Source organism: Rheinheimera riviphila (assembly GCF_004005945.1).
Lineage (GTDB): Bacteria > Pseudomonadota > Gammaproteobacteria > Enterobacterales > Alteromonadaceae > Pararheinheimera > Pararheinheimera riviphila.
Genome location: NZ_SACS01000012.1, coordinates 79,677 through 95,333, shown reverse-complemented (window position 1 = coordinate 95,333; position 15,657 = coordinate 79,677). Strand labels below are relative to the sequence as shown.

The 15,657-nt window shown below is 48.1% G+C and carries 20 protein-coding genes; all 20 read right to left on the bottom strand.

Features of this window, described 5'->3' with window-relative positions; all coding sequences use genetic code 11:
• Positions 1-13: 13 nt before the first annotated feature.
• The 20 genes from EOE67_RS12185 to EOE67_RS12090 all read right to left on the bottom strand — a co-directional run bounded on the left by EOE67_RS12185 (position 14) and on the right by EOE67_RS12090 (position 15,589).
• On the bottom strand, positions 14-427 hold the full coding sequence (locus EOE67_RS12185) for a flagellar hook assembly protein FlgD (RefSeq protein WP_127699358.1): 414 nt from the start codon (positions 425-427) through the stop codon (positions 14-16).
• Complete coding sequence (locus tag EOE67_RS12180) at positions 417-1,235, bottom strand: hypothetical protein (protein WP_127699357.1); 819 nt, start codon at positions 1,233-1,235, stop codon at positions 417-419. The genes EOE67_RS12185 and EOE67_RS12180 overlap by 11 nt, the downstream gene beginning before the upstream one ends.
• Positions 1,236-1,431: 196 nt before the next feature.
• Positions 1,432-1,872 carry a hypothetical protein gene (locus EOE67_RS12175; protein ID WP_127699356.1) on the bottom strand — a complete coding sequence of 147 codons (441 nt, stop codon included), beginning with the start codon at positions 1,870-1,872 and terminating at the stop codon, positions 1,432-1,434.
• Complete coding sequence (locus EOE67_RS12170; RefSeq protein ID WP_127699355.1) at positions 1,869-3,203, bottom strand: FliI/YscN family ATPase; 1,335 nt, start codon at positions 3,201-3,203, stop codon at positions 1,869-1,871. The genes EOE67_RS12175 and EOE67_RS12170 overlap by 4 nt, the downstream gene beginning before the upstream one ends.
• Positions 3,203-3,931: a FliH/SctL family protein gene (locus tag EOE67_RS12165; protein ID WP_127699354.1), complete on the bottom strand. Its 729-nt coding sequence runs from the start codon at positions 3,929-3,931 to the stop codon at positions 3,203-3,205. The genes EOE67_RS12170 and EOE67_RS12165 overlap by 1 nt, the downstream gene beginning before the upstream one ends.
• The gene (locus EOE67_RS12160) at positions 3,931-4,212 is read right to left on the bottom strand and encodes a hypothetical protein (RefSeq protein WP_127699353.1); all 282 of its coding nucleotides are present in this window, start codon (positions 4,210-4,212) and stop codon (positions 3,931-3,933) included. The genes EOE67_RS12165 and EOE67_RS12160 overlap by 1 nt, the downstream gene beginning before the upstream one ends.
• Positions 4,205-5,536, bottom strand: coding sequence for a flagellar M-ring protein FliF C-terminal domain-containing protein (locus EOE67_RS12155; protein ID WP_127699352.1), 1,332 nt, complete (start codon positions 5,534-5,536; stop codon positions 4,205-4,207). Before EOE67_RS12155 ends, EOE67_RS12160 begins: the two co-directional genes overlap by 8 nt.
• Positions 5,537-5,550: 14 nt before the next feature.
• Complete coding sequence (fliE, locus tag EOE67_RS12150) at positions 5,551-5,829, bottom strand: flagellar hook-basal body complex protein FliE (protein WP_127699351.1); 279 nt, start codon at positions 5,827-5,829, stop codon at positions 5,551-5,553.
• Positions 5,830-5,838: 9 nt separating this feature from the next.
• The gene (locus EOE67_RS12145; protein WP_127699350.1) at positions 5,839-6,222 is read right to left on the bottom strand and encodes a flagellar basal body rod protein FlgC; all 384 of its coding nucleotides are present in this window, start codon (positions 6,220-6,222) and stop codon (positions 5,839-5,841) included.
• Positions 6,222-6,572, bottom strand: coding sequence for a hypothetical protein (locus EOE67_RS12140; protein ID WP_127699349.1), 351 nt, complete (start codon positions 6,570-6,572; stop codon positions 6,222-6,224). Before EOE67_RS12140 ends, EOE67_RS12145 begins: the two co-directional genes overlap by 1 nt.
• Positions 6,573-6,581: 9 nt before the next feature.
• Complete coding sequence (locus EOE67_RS12135) at positions 6,582-7,685, bottom strand: flagellar basal body P-ring protein FlgI (RefSeq protein ID WP_127699348.1); 1,104 nt, start codon at positions 7,683-7,685, stop codon at positions 6,582-6,584.
• Entirely contained in the window at positions 7,685-8,263 is a 579-nt protein-coding gene (locus tag EOE67_RS12130; RefSeq protein WP_127699347.1) for a flagellar basal body L-ring protein FlgH, read from the bottom strand. Before EOE67_RS12130 ends, EOE67_RS12135 begins: the two co-directional genes overlap by 1 nt.
• On the bottom strand, positions 8,235-8,891 hold the full coding sequence (locus EOE67_RS12125; protein ID WP_164852313.1) for a flagella basal body P-ring formation protein FlgA: 657 nt from the start codon (positions 8,889-8,891) through the stop codon (positions 8,235-8,237). The genes EOE67_RS12130 and EOE67_RS12125 overlap by 29 nt, the downstream gene beginning before the upstream one ends.
• 8 nt (positions 8,892-8,899) lie before the next feature.
• Positions 8,900-9,664, bottom strand: a complete 765-nt coding sequence (locus EOE67_RS12120) for a flagellar hook-basal body protein (RefSeq protein ID WP_127699345.1) — start codon at positions 9,662-9,664, stop codon at positions 8,900-8,902.
• Positions 9,661-10,332: a flagellar hook-basal body complex protein gene (locus EOE67_RS12115; protein ID WP_164852312.1), complete on the bottom strand. Its 672-nt coding sequence runs from the start codon at positions 10,330-10,332 to the stop codon at positions 9,661-9,663. The genes EOE67_RS12120 and EOE67_RS12115 overlap by 4 nt, the downstream gene beginning before the upstream one ends.
• Before the next feature lie 7 nt (positions 10,333-10,339).
• On the bottom strand, positions 10,340-12,406 hold the full coding sequence (locus EOE67_RS12110) for a flagellar biosynthesis protein FlhA (protein WP_240652800.1): 2,067 nt from the start codon (positions 12,404-12,406) through the stop codon (positions 10,340-10,342).
• The gene (locus EOE67_RS12105) at positions 12,403-13,467 is read right to left on the bottom strand and encodes an EscU/YscU/HrcU family type III secretion system export apparatus switch protein (protein ID WP_127699343.1); all 1,065 of its coding nucleotides are present in this window, start codon (positions 13,465-13,467) and stop codon (positions 12,403-12,405) included. Before EOE67_RS12105 ends, EOE67_RS12110 begins: the two co-directional genes overlap by 4 nt.
• 9 nt (positions 13,468-13,476) lie before the next feature.
• Positions 13,477-14,205: a flagellar biosynthetic protein FliR gene (locus EOE67_RS12100; RefSeq protein ID WP_276317443.1), complete on the bottom strand. Its 729-nt coding sequence runs from the start codon at positions 14,203-14,205 to the stop codon at positions 13,477-13,479.
• A complete protein-coding gene (gene fliQ, locus EOE67_RS12095) occupies positions 14,206-14,469 on the bottom strand; it encodes a flagellar biosynthesis protein FliQ (RefSeq protein WP_127699341.1) in 264 nt (87 codons plus the stop codon).
• Positions 14,459-15,589: a tetratricopeptide repeat protein gene (locus EOE67_RS12090; protein ID WP_127699340.1), complete on the bottom strand. Its 1,131-nt coding sequence runs from the start codon at positions 15,587-15,589 to the stop codon at positions 14,459-14,461. The genes fliQ and EOE67_RS12090 overlap by 11 nt, the downstream gene beginning before the upstream one ends.
• Positions 15,590-15,657 lie beyond the last annotated feature (68 nt).

Below are 15,657 nucleotides of genomic sequence, written 5' to 3'. Positions count from 1 at the left end.
TATTCCTCGGATTTTATTTTTGAATAACTTTAATTTGGCTCAGTGAAATTTTATCAACAAAGCTTCCGGTCGAACTTTTCACAGTTAGTTCTGGTTGACCCGCGTTGTAGTGCACTGCTTCAACAACACCGCTAAACGATTGTCCGCCGCCGGTGTCAACTTCGACATTTTTGCCAAGCAAACTTAACCCTTGGGTTGATGCCTGCATGGCCATAACGCCCAGAATGTTATCGTTAATTTGTCGAGACTGCTCAAGTGAAGAAAACTGCGCCAACTGCGCCAAAAACTCGCGGTTGTTCAACGGTTCCAACGGATCTTGATAATTCAGCTGCGCCAAAAACAATTTGACGAATTCTTCTTGCGAAATCGCATTATTGGCACTTTGGATCGGTGCCGACGATACTTGCCCAATCCCATCAACTGGCATAAGCAGCTCCTTGTTCGCTAAAACGACCATTGATATACAGATCCATGTGACGCAAGTTGACCGGTTGCCATAACTGCAGCACTTGTTTTAATGCTTGCTCGGGATCTTGTGCATTGAAATTCCGATAATAGAGGCGCTCTTTTTGGTCAGCGTCAGGCAATACCATCAGATGTTCCGCCAGCAGCGGCGATAACCAATCTTCCATCACATGGGTGGACAGAAGCTGAGTTTGTTCTTCGACAGGGTCAAGTGGTTGAAATGGCTCTGCAGTTGCAGCCCAATCGGCAGTGACGGTTAACCGGCTTGGAGCATTGAAGTTAAAGGTTGCTTCTGCGCTTTGACCTACCTGCTGTAGCGTCGATGTTGCCAAAAGATTGTTAGTTACCAACCGCGATGCGGCAGTTTGCGTAGTGTTGTCTTGTGCTTCATAACTTAAGTAGCCTGTAGCAATTAAACCCCATGGCGAATATACCGAAAGTTTGTGCGATGACTGCGGACCCTGGTTGACAGCCATTGCTGCATAATGTTGTTGCCCAGACAATTGTTGGAGCGATGAGCTAACAAGTCTTTGATTTTGCTTGCCTGTTTTCACCATTACTTTACTATTAGCGAAAGTCTGCACTGGGTTACTTGGATATTCGCCTTTTGCGCCCAGGACCAACGAGCCGTCATTTATCGCTAGTGAACTAAGTTCGTCGGTAGGTTCTGCATTCAGCGCAGCCGAATTTTGCGCAGTGTTGACTGCAGAGTCAGCACTAGCAGGCGTCGCAGCGGTTTCAGGGAATGCAAAGAGCAATTGCCATGGCATGACCACTGCCGGTTCAGCAGCGACATCCGCGGCTTTTTTCTCTGATTCAGCTGGCAATTGATTCGAATCGCCAGCAGCGCTGCCAACCACTCCTCGCGGATGTTTACCCAACAATTGGCTAAACTGTGATTGCTGCTTATTTGGTGTCGCGTTGCCCGTCAATTGGCCTAATTCTGCGCCGATGAAATCACGACTCTCAACGTTGATTTGCATAATATACTCCTGCCAATTCAGAAACTTGTAACTCTTGCGCATCCATCGCTTTGGTTGCTAATTGTCGAAATGCTAATTGCTGTTTGGCCTGCATCATGTTGTCGACCACCTGCGTTTGCTGGACTTTGGTTGTCTGCTGCGTTTTTTGCCGTTCGAGTCCACTCACCAAAGCCACCGCCGCTTGTAGTTGCGTATGTTGATGGCTCAAATAGTTCATTAACGTTTCACGCATTGCCAAATCACGAGCCTGTAACGCAACTGCGTAGTCCCAATCCTGCTGCAACTGCTGTTGTAATTGCTGTTGCGTGTGTAATTCGGCACTAATGCTGTCAAGCTTCGACAACTCAGTTTCCAGCTGTTGTTGCTGCAACTGCGTCAGCGATTGCCACTGCTTTAACTCTCGGTTGAGGCGACGGATGCTCATGAGCCTGTCCTCAAATCTAAACGTTCCATCCACTGTAAAGTGTCTGCTATCGGCGTTGCCTCGGCCGACTGTTGCACCAATTCTCGGACTAAACGCATGTCATCTTGCAATCGGGTCCGCGTTTCTTCATCACCTAGTCCAAGTTCAATCATGTTGCGTTTTTCTTCGTAGGCCGCCCAAACCCGCCGAATTTGCCGAGCGCGCATCCGCTGCATTGGCGTTGCCAGCGCAGGGAACAGACGGCTCACCGACTTCAGCAAATCCACTGCCGGATAGTGATCCTTTTCTGCTAATTCAGTGGATAACACGATGTGTCCGTCGAGCACGGCCTTCATTGCATCTGCCGCAGGATCTGCAGTCAACTCACCTTCGACTAACACTGAAAAAATACCGGTGATCGCCCCGCGGTGAGCAAAAGCACCACAACGTTCAATAACGGCAGGGATAGCTGCAAACACTGAGCTGGTATAGCCCCGCAAGGTTGGCGCTTCGCCGCTTGCCAAGCCGACTTCGCGTAATGCCATCGCAAACCGAGTCATCGAGTCAGTGACGAGCATCACGTCTTGTTGTTTGCCAGAAAAATACTCGGCAACAGCAAGCCCGGTATGCACAGCGCGGATCCGCATCAATGGTGGCTGCTCTGCAGTTGCCGCAATAATCACCATCGACTTTAAGGCGTCATGCTGTTTGGCCTGCTGATAAAATTCCAAGACTTCACGGCCACGTTCACCAACCAATACCACGACAGTTACTTGGTTATGTTGCTTGGCAGCAGAACTTTCATGCTGCCGACAAATCTGTGCCAGCAAAGAACTTTTGCCGACACCGGCGTTCGCAAACAAGCCAAGACGTTGGCCACGGCCGAAAGTCAGCATGCCATCGATCACCCGTACTCCAGTGGCGAACACATCGGTAATTGCTTGGCGTTCAAGCGGATTAATGGGTTGACGTTTTAACGGTTGGCGCTGCATCAGCGTTAACGCATCCCCGCCGTCGATCGGCTCACCGCAAGCGTCTAAAAGCCGTCCGAGCATTGCATCGCCAAGTGCAACCGAAGCGGTAGCCCCCGTTGCCACAACAGTGCTGCCAAAGGTAATACCCTGAGACACCGCCAATAGCATTAAAATGCCGGTATCACCGCGAAAACCAACCACTTCCGCATCCAACCAACGATGGGTTGGTTGCAATACCTCAAGCTGACACAACTCGCCGACAAAGAGTCCAGGGCAAGTCACCTCAATAGTGAGACCAACCACATTCACCACAATCCCTTGGCGCTTTGCTGGCGAGATGCGTTCTAGTTGTTCAGTTAACTCTGCCCAGTTTTGCATCAAGACTGCCCTTGCGCGTCAACTTGCCATTGTTGCAATTGCGCCAGAATAAGTTGGTGGAACTGCTCTACCCGGGTTGGCAATGAACTTAAAATTTCACCACGACCGAGCCGTAAGCGAAATTCACCAACCTGCAGCTGGTCATTCGCCACAACTTTACTGATATTTGGATGAAGCACTAAGGCTGGTTTTATTACACTCACTTGCGAAGAATGAACTTCAAGCACCAATTCGCGCTCGGCAACGGTCTCTTTAATCAGCGTTTGTAATTGCCGCGTTAAGACCGACGGATCTTTAAGCTCACACAACAACACCTGATAACAGGCTTTCACGGCCCACCCGTACATTTGCTCAAAACTCGTTTCTTGCAGCGTTAATGCGTCAACGTCAAAACGGGCGATAAATCCTGTCAGTATCTGCAGTTGTTCCGCCAACTGCTGTTGCAATTCCGCAGTCTCTGAGGCGAGCTTTTCGCTGGCATCAGCTTGGCCTTTGGCAAAACCCTCGGCGCGACCCGCTTGTGTTTCCTGGTGAACCAACGCTTTAACATCATCGGCAAATACACGGGCAATTAATCGTTTACGCTCGTCCGGCGTTAATTGCATCAGACTATCTTCAGCAATTTCTTCCGCCGAGACTGACACTACAGACGTTACGTCTGATGCCAGCAAGGGCTCAGCAGTCTGTTCAGTGGTCAGGGCTCGCGGAAAACTAGGAGTTAAGTTCATCACTGCGCTGCCTCATTAAACCATTGCACGGCACGTGGCCCAAGCTTGGCGCTTTTCGCTTGCGCTATTGCTTGCACAAAGGAAAACTTTGGCAACTTTGGCATTGCTTGGGCTAACAACTCCGCGTGATTTTTAATCCCCAGTTGCAACAGCATATCGAGCTCAGATCTCACGCGAGCTTGCTGATGCGCAGCCAATTGTTGCAAAACCCAGCGTTGGTCTTTGCTGTTTAAAGCCGCCAGCCGCAACGCGGTCATCTTAAAAGGGCAATAATCAACCACGCTTCGCCTCCGATTGCGCAAGCCATTGCTGTACTTCATCAAGCACGGCTTGACGCTCAGCCTCTGTCAATGAAGGTTTCCGACGACGCCAGAACATCGCGGCAATCATGCCTACAAGCACAACAGCTGCGGCCGCGACAATCACTAACCAATTTGTTGATTCGGTCGACGCCACGTCGGTTGACGCGGTCTGCACATTTTGGCTGGCAATTTTTGTTGCGGGCACACGAGCGGCAGCACCAACAAATTGCACACTCACTTGGTCGCCTCGTTTTTGGTTATAACCGGCGGCAACTTCAATCGCTTGCTGTAATTGTTGCCGTTTGTCGGCAGACGCATCAGCGCGGATCAGCACCGACAAAGCAACGCTTGCGACCGCGCCAGCAGGCTCGGTGAGTTCTTCAGTTGCGGTGCCGTGGGCATAACGTACATCTGTCGTTTCACTGGAATCTATGGGTTGATTACCGCCGTCAACAGCACGGTTTTTGCTGGTAGATTGTTGTTTTTGTACAACAACTCCGTTGCCTGCTGCATCAGTTAATATCTCTTGGCGTACGATGCGTTTTTCTGCAGTATTCAGTTCAACATTCACCGCCACAGAATAATCTGCCGGGGTGTAAACCAGCCCCAAAAGACTTTCAACTTTCTGCCGATATTCCAATTCGATTTGTTGTTGAATATGCGCAGCGCCGAGCGTTGCATTGGTTTCGGCAGTCCGCGATAAGACCCGGCCGTCTTCGGTTAAAATGGTCACCGCTTCTGGTTTTAATCCAGGAACAGCAGCAGCGACTAAGGCTTGCACGCCGTCGATTTGCGAACGATTTAACTCATACTCAGGAAATAAGGTTACCGCGGCTTTGGCTGGAACCGGTTGCTTCTCAAACATTTTCTTCTCGCCGAAAGTCAAATGTACTCTGGCGTAACGGACAAAGTCTAACGCCCCTAAAGTCCGTTCCAACTCCCCCTGCAAGGCACGCAACATGGTGATTTGTTGGGTGTGTTCGGTCATGCTGTAATCGGCTTGGTCATACAATTCAAGACCATGGGTATCAAAACCAGCCTGACGATTAGATGCCTGTGCGATTTTAACTTTGCCAAGCCCAGATTCTTCGATCAGCATATTGCCCAAAGCGTCGACTTTATAGTCAATGCCTTGTTCTTCCAGCCGCTGTAATAGACTGGCTTGGTCAACACCCGCTTCTGGCGTCAATTCGACATATTTTGGATACCATAACCAGACTAAAGCGCCCGCAGTGAGCAACAACACAAAGGCTAGTAGCAAATAAAACGATTTTGGTTTGGTACCAGTTACATTTAACGACATACAACTCTCCGCAGTTACATCTGCATGCGCATCAATTCTTGATACGCATCAACTAGCTTATTTCGAACTTCAACCGCCAATTGCAGATGTTGCCGAGCCATTTCTAAACTCAACATCAACTCATGGGTTGGTACCGTTTTACCTGTTGCCATATCACTTAATAGCTGACTGCTGGCGCTTACCGACTGATTCAATTGCTCAACAAACCCGGTTGCTGCCGGAACGATCTCCACAGCAGGTTGGGTGTTGATCACCATGTTGGGTTGAGCAATAGCTTCAATTGCATTAATCATAGAAATTCCTTATTTTCCGATTTCCAGCGCTTTGCCGTTCATCTCTTTAATACTGTTAAAAGCGCGGATGTTGGCCTCATAAGCACGCGAGGCCATGTTCAGTCGTAACATTTCGTTCGCGAGGTCAATATCAGGCATGTACACCACGCCGTTCATGTCCGATAGCGGATGATCAGGTTGATGGACCGCTTTTACCTTTTGCTCACGGATCACTTCATAGCCCTGCAACTGCGCATTAAATCCTGAGGTTGCAACCACAGTCTGGCTTTGATAAACACCAGCGGGCGTCGAAGCCACTGCGTTCATATTCGCAATATTGCTATTGGCCGCGTCAATCCGCGCCCGCTCGGTTGCCAACCCTTGCATCGTCACCTGATACACACCATCAGCCATTAACGTTTGCCTCCGTTAAGTACCAAACTCATTAAGCCAAGTTGCCGGTTTAGGCCTTCAACAAGGCTGTTAAATTTGCCAGAAACCATGGTAGATCTTGCAACTAACTCATCAAGCTGCGCTTCTTCAACGACCGTATGGCGCTGGTTGTCGACATCGGTAAGTTGACGGGCAATCACCGCTCTTTGCTCTGGCGAAGCTTGCTGCAAACGAGACAGCAGTGGCGAAAAGTTATATTGCTCAACGCTATGCACTCCGGTTTGGAATTTGGCAATGCGCTCAGCCAAGTTTTGTTGTTCCAATCGCGCCATCGTGAGTGCTAACCGCGTAACTTCAATTGCATCATTCATAGCTGACCCCTATTGCACTATTAACTCGGCGTTTAATGCGCCGCTTTGGTTAATGGCTTGCAAAATTGAAATGATATCGCGTGTGCTTAGATTGACCTTTTTCAGGGCAGCGACCAATTCTGCAATGTTGGTTCCACCTTGACTGGCGTAATACGCTTCGCGTTCGCCCTCAATTTTCACATCGGTATCAGGCATAGTTTCGGTGCGCACTGACGGATTATTGATCCCGGCAAAAGCACCTGGTTGGCTGGTTCTAAAGCGCGTTTGAATTTCTAGGCGAATGCCCGCATGAGAAATCACTACATCACCGACAGTGACATCAGCACCAGCGACCACGGTTCCGGTTTTTTCATTCACCACCACACGCGCAATCGACGCGGTTTGCACACGCAGCTGTTGGATGTGTGCAATCAACATCATGGCTTGCTCTGGGGCGACTGGAGAAACCGCAACTTTTCCGGCGTGTAATGCGCGAACTTTTAATTCAGGGAAATTTTGCTTTAGGACTTGCACCATGGACTCTGCCGTGACGAAATCTGGTTGATTCAATACAAATTGGATTTGATTGTTGCGAACGAACTGCTGATCTATTTCTTTCTCGACAATTGCGCCTTGCGGAATAAAACCAACAGTTGGATGGTTCCGTTGCACTACGTTCTGGTTTTGCTCAAACTTGTAGCCGCCAGTGGACAAATTGCCTTGGGCCAAGGCATAGATTTTGTCATCAACACCTTTTAATGGTGTTAAATATAAAGCCCCACCAGTTAAACTGCGCGCATCGCCGAGTGACGATACATGCACGTCTATTTTGTCGCCTGGTTGGGCAAACGCATTAAGATCGGCTGTTACTATGACTGCCGCGGCGTTGTTTGACTTGATATCATCATTACTGACCGCAACGCCAAAATTTTCTAGGGTGTTTCGGATCGACTGCAAGGTTGCTTTATTGCGTGACGAGTCACCACTGCCAGCCAAACCAACCACTATGCCGTAGCCAACCAAAGAGTTTTCTCGAACGCCATCAACCCGAGTAATGTCTCGGATCCGCGCTTGGTTGCTCGCAACTGCAGCGAAACTACTAAGCACTGCCAACATCAGGATAAATGCACGCATTACAGACCTAACCAATTGACCACCCGACTAAAGAAACCTGATTTTTGGTTTTCTGACATTGACCCTTCACCTTCAAAACGGATCCGAGCGTTAAATAAGCGAAATGACGGCACTACGTTATTGGCAGAAATATCGTTCGGCCGGATCCAACCGCGAACTTCCATACTTTGCACTTCGCCATCAATAGTGATTTCTTGATTACCCATCACTTCCAAGTTGCCGTTTGCATCTCGACTTTGCACTACCGCAGTAATTTGCGCTTTGACAAAACCATTTCGATTAATAGCAGCATCACCACCTGACGTCGCCGCAACACCAACGCCGTAAGGCCATTGGCCTTGAGGGCTGCGAGCATTAACTTGCATGCCGCTTGACGATTCAGTGGAATTACCGGCACTACTTTTTGCCTGGGCACTTTCCATAACTAAAATCGTTACAGTGTCGCCGATTTCGCCGGCACGTTTATCCGCAACTAAAGGCTTGTAACTTGCCTCGTTAAATAAAGAATTGCCGAAACTTGGTTGCAGGCTTGTCGCCGCCAACACCAAACTAGCGATCCAAATAGACTTTGCCGTCATCTTCAAGTATTCCTCGCAACATGCGCGTATGGCCTTCGACCAACACTTCTGCTGGGTAGCCTGTTTTTCCGTCTGCCACCAATTTGCCTTGCAACTGCAAACGGATCCCATTTTCTAACAACACCACATCGACTATTTGGCCCTTGCCGAAGGTATTTGCCGCAAGCCAATGCTTAGCGTCTGCACGCTCTCCACTTTGCAAATTCTGCCGGGCGGTAGCACCATTTAAAGCTATCCAATTCATCGACTGTGGCTTTTGATGAGTCACAACCTCTGATTGCTCCTGCAAACATTTGGGATTAAAAACACTCCCTTTAGCCAGGTCGCAGCGATAGACCATTGCTGTTTGCGTTATTTTCGTTGCAGCAACTATCCACAATTGCTGCTGACCTACTTGCAAATGCAACCGCGTCTTTTCAAACCATTGCGCGGGCTTAGGATCTAGCAATTGCAGGGACTGTTGGTTTTGTAATCTCTGGCAACCTTCGACCAGTTGCTCGATTTGCACCCGGGTATCTGAACCCGCTAACCAAACATCTATTTGCGGTTGCAACTGCTCGCGAACTCGCCCTGCGGTACTTTCTGGGCAATCTGCCCAGGCCATTGGCGAGGTGAGCAATAACAGCAACCAGCGCATTAACGACGAATGTTATTGATTGTTTCTAATACTTGGTCAGCGACCTGCACCAAACGGGCATTCAACTGATAGCCACGTTGTGCCAACATCAAACTGACCATTTCTTCATTCATCGACACGTTGGCCATTTCAGCAAACCCTTGAACCAGCATGCCATTGCCATTGGTGCCTGCAGCACCCGCAGTCATTGCACCTGCTTGTTCACTAGCTTTAAATACATTCGAACCCACCGCACGAAGCGCCTCAGGCTGAGCGAATCGCGCCACTTCTAATTGCCCTAATTCAATCAGCTCAGCGCTGCCTTGCACTCTTGCTAATACATTGCCTGACTGAGTCACGGTTAAATCTGTCGACTCTGGTGGCACTTGAATGCCAGGTTGCAAACGCAGCCCGTCTTGAGTCGTAAGGAAACCATCATCAGCGATACGCAATCTGCCAGCTCGGCTATAGCCGGTTTCACCATCGAGCATTTCGACCGCGAGAAAACCTTCGCCATTGATTGCCAAATCCATTGGGTGTCCAGTTTGTTTAAGTTCACCGGAACGAAAATCCAGCTGTACTGATGCAACATGCACACCTTTGCCACTATCGGTAATGGCTTCTTGCAACGCATCTGCTGGCACTGGCGTGACCAATTCAGCAAAAGAGACATTGGCCTTTTTGTAACCTGGGGTTGAAATATTTGCGATGTTGTTTGAAATCACATCAATCATTTTTTGTTGTGAATTCAAACCGGTCTCGGCGATGTACAAAGACTCAATCATTTAGACTTCCCTAACTCGTTAATGCCGTTTTGCAGCATTTGGTCATAGGTTTGCGCGGCTTTTTGCAGCGATTGCAGATGGCGACTTAACTCCATCATGCGGACTGTTTCAGTTCCAGGATTTACCGTTGATGCATTCAACGCCTGGGGTTGTAGCTGAATTTGTGTAACAGGTTCAGTGGCTTGAGCTGAATAAAGGCCTGCCGCAACTGGATATAATGCTGGCGCTGTTTCTAAGCGAATTCGACCAACGATGCCGGTGTTATCGCGTACCGAACCATCTTGCTCTACCCGCACATCAGTACCGCTAACGCGGATGGGACCATCGTTAGAGAGCGGCAAAGCGCCGCTAGCATGTGCAAGCAAACCCTCGGCATTGATGTGGAAACGACCATCCCTTGTCAGTACCACACCATTTTGATACTGCAGCACAAAGTAACCTGCGGTTTTAATTGCCAAATCTAATGGTCTTTGACTTGCGCGGATCGGACCTGAATCCGTCGCAGGTTTAATAGTTTCTTGATAAGCCGCATCCTGCACCAGCGCTTGATCGAAGCTCACCCTTTGCTGATAACCTGGGGTGTTGACGTTAGCAATATTGTGACTCACAGTTGCTAAATGCTGCATATCGCGGGTCATTGCTTGGCTAATACTATCGATGCTGCTCATAGTTCCCTCAAGAGTTTGCAGGTTGTGCCAACACCAGACCGGCATTTTTTACCGTCACTGTGGTTGGGACTTCGTTAACTGCGATCACATGCAAGGACGGTAAAACACGGTCAAGCATTTGCTTCAATGGTTGTCGCAATTGTGGATAACACATCAGCACCAAAGGCAGGCGCTGCGTCAGCATTTTTTCTGCCAACGCCGTCAGCTGCTGCACTAGGTGTTCCATCGTCCGTGGATCGACCGCGAAATATTGACGAGAGCCATCCGATTGCAGACTTTGAACCAGTTTCTGCTCAAGTGAACCGTCCATCGATAACACATGCAGTTTCGATTCTTTGTCTAACAGCGGTTCAACAAGTTGTAATTTCATATGTTGGCGCACCGCTTCAACCAAGGCCGTTGGCTCTTTAGTCTTGCGACAGTGCTCAGCCAAACTTTCTAAAATCAGCGGTAACGGCCGAATGGTGACTTTTTCTTGCAACAACAATTGCAAAACTTTTTGCACGTCAGACAATGACAACTGCGTGGGGACAATTTCATCAACCATCGCTTGGACTGACGCATCTAAACGTTTAATAAGTCGTTCAGATTCTTGGCGGGACAAGAGCTGGAAGGCATGCATACGCATCACTTCAGTGATATGCGTCGTTAACACAGTGCCTGGGTCGACCACTGTGTAGCCGGCGCTTCGAGCGGCCGCTTCTTGCGCCGCATCAACCCACATGGCATTTAAACCAAACGCCGGTTCTTTCGTTGCGGTGCCTTGTACCGCCAAAAACTCGGCTTTATGGTCGATAACCATCAAACAGTCGGGTTCCAAGCGTCCAGCGGTTAACTGCGCACCGTGCATCTTTAATTGGTAGGCCCCAGTTGCAAGTTCAACAGAACCAGTAATTTTTAATGACGGTAGAACAAAACCCATGCTGCGCGCATATTGCTGACGGAAGTTATCAAATCGACTAGCGATTGGGTCTTGTTGCAACAACAGCGGTTCTAATGAGTGATGAATAACTAACTCAAGTGAATGAAAAATCAGTAAATGATCAAATTCTGGAGCCGCTGCATTATTGGCTTCTGGCACGGTCGGTTGTTCGGATCCAGCCTCTGCAAATTCCTGACGGCGTCGCCACAAGTACACGCCATACGCCACGAAAACCGCCAAGGCAATCAGCAATGGAATTTTTGGTAAACCAGGTAATAACAAGGCAAAGGTCAATAGCATCGCAACTAACGCTAATGATTTCGGCGACGATGCCATTTGGGTACCCAATTCTTCACTGAGGCTGGCGTCAGTTGCTGCTCGGGTGATCAACAAGCCGGTCGCTGTCGAAATAATCAGTGCCGGAATTTGGGTCACGATACCGTCACCAACAGTCAACAAAGTATAAGTATGAACTGCTTGGTTCCAAGACATATCCAGTTGAACAACACCTACCGCCAAACCGCCGATAATATTGATGAATATCAACACAATACCGGCAATTGCATCGCCTTTTACAAATTTACTTGCACCATCCATCGAGCCATAAAAATTAGCATCACGTTCCAAATCCAAACGACGTTGCCGCGCTTCGACTTCACCAATCAGCCCCATGTTTAATTCGGCGTCGATACTCATCTGTTTACCAGGCAAAGAGTCTAAAGTGAACCGAGCGGCCACCTCAGCCACGCGCTGTGCACCGTTAGTAACGACGACGTATTGCACCAATATCAGAATGAAAAACACCACCAATCCGACAACATAGTTGCCGCCGATTACATATACACCAACCGAATCAATAACTTTACCAGCCTCACCGTCATTTAAAATCAACCGTGTTGAGGCGATATTCAGTGCCAGCCGAAATAAGGTCACTATTAATAGCAACGAGGGGAACGTCGAAAACTTGGTTGGTTTATCGGTATAGAAGGTCAATAACAAAATCAGCAATGCAATGCTGAAGTTGAAAATCAACAAGATATCGAGCAGAAATGCAGGAACTGGCACAAACAACATGGCCAAGATCCCTATTACAAAAAACACCAAGACTAAATCTCGATGTTGCTTCATCCAGCGGTTGAACTGCTTAATCAACTCTCTTCCTTTTCCTGCCATTCCAGTACCCAGCGATACACTGGGACTAACAACTTAAAACAACTGACTGGGACAAAACCACCAATGCGGCTTTCCCGGTATAACTGTCTTGCTAATGTTTTGTGCTGCACTATCGGGATCCGATGTTGCCGCGCGATTGTTCTTATTTGTCCGGCCAGCTCACCTTTACCAAGCGAAAGTACCTTCGGCGCTAACATGGTGTTTTTATCAAACAACATTGCTACGGCAATGTGCGTTGGATTGACCACCACCAAATTTGCTTGGGGTACTTGCGATAACGAGGCCGAACGCTTTAATAAATCTTGCTGCACTTGCCGTTGTTTTGATTTCACGTGAGGATCACCCTCACGCTTTTTGTATTCGTCCTTCACTTCCTTTTTGCTCATGCGCATTTTTCGCATGAAGTCGTGATGGCTAAAGCCAAAATCAAATAGTGCAAATGGCAATAACAGCAATAACAACAGCCCACAAACTTGCAGCATTAGTTTGACCCATCCCTCCCGCAGTAACTGCGGCGAAACCAGACTCAAACGTAAGGCATCATCGACTAAAACTGGCATGACCCAATAAAATACCAAGCCAACTAAAGTCAATTTCAAAATATTCTTTGCAAGATCGAACCAAACCTTGCGAGCGATCATTTTTTTAAAACCGGCAACCGGATTGATCCGGCTGAAATCCATTTTCAATTGTGCGCCAGTCCAAACAAACCCAGTCTGAAACACTTGGATCGCAATTGAAAACAACAGCAATAAAAGCAACAACGGTACAATCGCGCCAAAGGCAAACCAACTTGCATCTTGCGACAACCGGTAAAAAGCCTGCGGTGTCAGCAACGCATCGTAAAGTCGCAACATCCGCCTGGTGTAATAGCTAAAATCAGCGGCCACACGGGCGGCCATCAGCACAGCGAGTGCTAGTGCGACAACCGAAGTTACCCAGATAACTAAATCAGTACTTTTTCGTACCTGGCCTTTCTTCCGAGCCTCTTCTAATTTATAGGGACTGGGTGCTTCGGACTTATCGTAATCATCACTCACAACACAGTCCTACCCAACAAACACACTTTGAGTTAATCGCAACGCTTGTTCATTCATTCGCGCGATAAAATTCCCCAGTAAACCCACAGAAGCACTAAGTAATAACAGCCCAAGCATTATTTTCAGCGGCATGCCGACAAAGTAGATGTTCATCTGCGGTAACGTCCGTGACAACAAGGCACTACAAATGTCAAAAAGCCACAGCCCGACAACCGTTGGCAAAAATAAGCCCATCGCCACCACAAACATCCAACCAAAGGCCAGGGCCGATCTTAAAAACCAATCGGCAGTTAACTCAGTGCCAAGTGGAACCCACTGAAAACTTTGCAACACCAGTTGCAACCATTGGTGATGCAAACCCAGCATAAAAAACAACACCGTGGCGCCAAGCATAATGGCTGTGCCGGTTAGCGGTTCTTGCTCTTGCGATTGAGCATTAAACATCCCGGCTGCCATAAATCCTATTTGCTGGTCCAGCAAACGCCCCCAAAAAGACAGTGCGGCAAAGACAAGCTGCAATTGGATCGCAAGCAACACACCAACCGCAAATTCACGGAGATACGTGATGCTCGTTACCGGCTCATGCGCTACCAGTGGCCATGAAAGCAAGCTAAACACTAATAACAACACTAATCGAACCGGGGTTGGGAACCAATGCATAGGCCCACTGCCTACCGCCAAAAACATTGGCGTCCAACGGCACAACACAGCAAAAAAAACTGGTAATTGCTGCTCCACTTAAAAATCTTTAATGCTTGCGATAGTTTGACGACTGAAATCCATCAGGATCTCCAGCATCCAAGGACCGGCTAACGCTAACACCACTAACAAAACCACAATTTTTGGCACAAAGGTTAAGGTCATTTCTTGAATTTGCGTCACGACTTGTAAGACACTTATCAACACGCCCACAATTAATGTGGTCAATAACAAAGGCATTGCGATTTGCAACGCCAACTTAAACATTTGACCGAGCAAACCAATGAAATAATCAGCTTGCATTGGGCTTTTTGCCTTCACTTATCGCTCGCTGGATCACGTCCCAGTTGGTGCCTTGACCGTTATAATGCTGAGTCGCGTAAACCTGTTGGATCTTCGACGCTGCGAGTTCATTTTCACCGGCTTGCTCAAGTAATAACGCCTCGGCATATGCAGCAGAGAATGAGGAAGGATCTAAACGTTTCGCTACTAATGCAGCCTTTTTGGCACCAGCCAGATCGCCTAAATAAAATAGTGCAGCGGCTAATGAGCCATGACTATCAGCAAAACTCCGATCTTGTTCACAGGCTTGTTCAAACTGTACTTTTGCCTGCGCATAATCACCCATCAATAAATGACACCAACCGACAAGTAATACTGTACCGGTATGCTCGGGCATATTTCGTGTTGCATGTTGCAGCACTGGCAACGCGCCCTGCACATCGCCTTGCTGCAATAAATACTGGCCCTTTAAGGACAGTAACCGACCTTGTTCAGGCATCTTGCTCAGCGCTAAATTCACAAAGTGCGCAGATTCGCCATAACGTTGCTGGTAATTGGCTAAACAGGCATACACCACCAAGCTGTCAAACTGCTGTGGATCCTTGGCTAACGCTTCGTTCGCAAGGCTCAGCGCAAGCGCTTCCGCTTCATCATCTAAAGCAATCATTGCGCGCAAACCAAGCGCTGCTGGTAAATGCATAAATTCACTTTGGTCCAGCATTTGCGCGGCGATTTGACGGTCAGTTTTGAGATAATGAATTCGAGCTGCTAATAACACTGCTTCAGCAATTGGCTCTTGAATATGCTGATAAAACGCTAAAGCTTGCTCCGAGTCCCTTAAAATGTGGGCAGCCAACATCGCCAAATACAACTGCATTGCGTCAATATCGGCTGCAGCAGCCAGCTTTTCGTTAACATTTTTAACAACATCAGCCGACAACCCTGCTTGAATTTGAAACTGTAATTTGTAACAAATAAGCCAAGTTTGTTGGCACAGTTCCGCTGGCAGTTGTTCAATAAAATCTAAAGCGAGATGTGGACTAGTTTCTTGGGCGTATGATTGCAGCAAACCCTGGATAATATGTTGATTTTCTTTATCATTTAACCAGAACTTATATAAAGCCTCTGCGGAAATGCTCACTATTGCCTCACTGCATTAATGGGGTGTTCGCTCAAAAATTTGGCGATCTACTGTACAAAATTCGCTAA

Excerpts from the sequence above, each read along its gene's own strand:
- fliE (WP_127699351.1), bottom strand. The coding sequence starts at position 5,829 with ATGATTAATGCAATTGAAGCTATTGCTCAACCCAACATGGTGATCAAC.
- EOE67_RS12145 (WP_127699350.1), bottom strand. The coding sequence starts at position 6,222 with ATGGCTGATGGTGTGTATCAGGTGACGATGCAAGGGTTGGCAACCGAG.
- fliQ (WP_127699341.1), bottom strand. The coding sequence starts at position 14,469 with ATGCAAGCTGATTATTTCATTGGTTTGCTCGGTCAAATGTTTAAGTTG.
- EOE67_RS12185 (WP_127699358.1), bottom strand. The coding sequence starts at position 427 with ATGCCAGTTGATGGGATTGGGCAAGTATCGTCGGCACCGATCCAAAGT.
- EOE67_RS12120 (WP_127699345.1), bottom strand. The coding sequence starts at position 9,664 with ATGATTGAGTCTTTGTACATCGCCGAGACCGGTTTGAATTCACAACAA.
- EOE67_RS12135 (WP_127699348.1), bottom strand. The coding sequence starts at position 7,685 with ATGCGTGCATTTATCCTGATGTTGGCAGTGCTTAGTAGTTTCGCTGCA.
- EOE67_RS12175 (WP_127699356.1), bottom strand. The coding sequence starts at position 1,872 with ATGAGCATCCGTCGCCTCAACCGAGAGTTAAAGCAGTGGCAATCGCTG.
- EOE67_RS12180 (WP_127699357.1), bottom strand. The coding sequence starts at position 1,235 with ATGCCATGGCAATTGCTCTTTGCATTCCCTGAAACCGCTGCGACGCCT.
- EOE67_RS12140 (WP_127699349.1), bottom strand. The coding sequence starts at position 6,572 with ATGAATGATGCAATTGAAGTTACGCGGTTAGCACTCACGATGGCGCGA.
- EOE67_RS12170 (WP_127699355.1), bottom strand. The coding sequence starts at position 3,203 with ATGCAAAACTGGGCAGAGTTAACTGAACAACTAGAACGCATCTCGCCA.
- EOE67_RS12130 (WP_127699347.1), bottom strand. The coding sequence starts at position 8,263 with ATGACGGCAAAGTCTATTTGGATCGCTAGTTTGGTGTTGGCGGCGACA.
- EOE67_RS12165 (WP_127699354.1), bottom strand. The coding sequence starts at position 3,931 with ATGAACTTAACTCCTAGTTTTCCGCGAGCCCTGACCACTGAACAGACT.
- EOE67_RS12115 (WP_164852312.1), bottom strand. The coding sequence starts at position 10,332 with ATGAGCAGCATCGATAGTATTAGCCAAGCAATGACCCGCGATATGCAG.
- EOE67_RS12155 (WP_127699352.1), bottom strand. The coding sequence starts at position 5,536 with ATGTCGTTAAATGTAACTGGTACCAAACCAAAATCGTTTTATTTGCTA.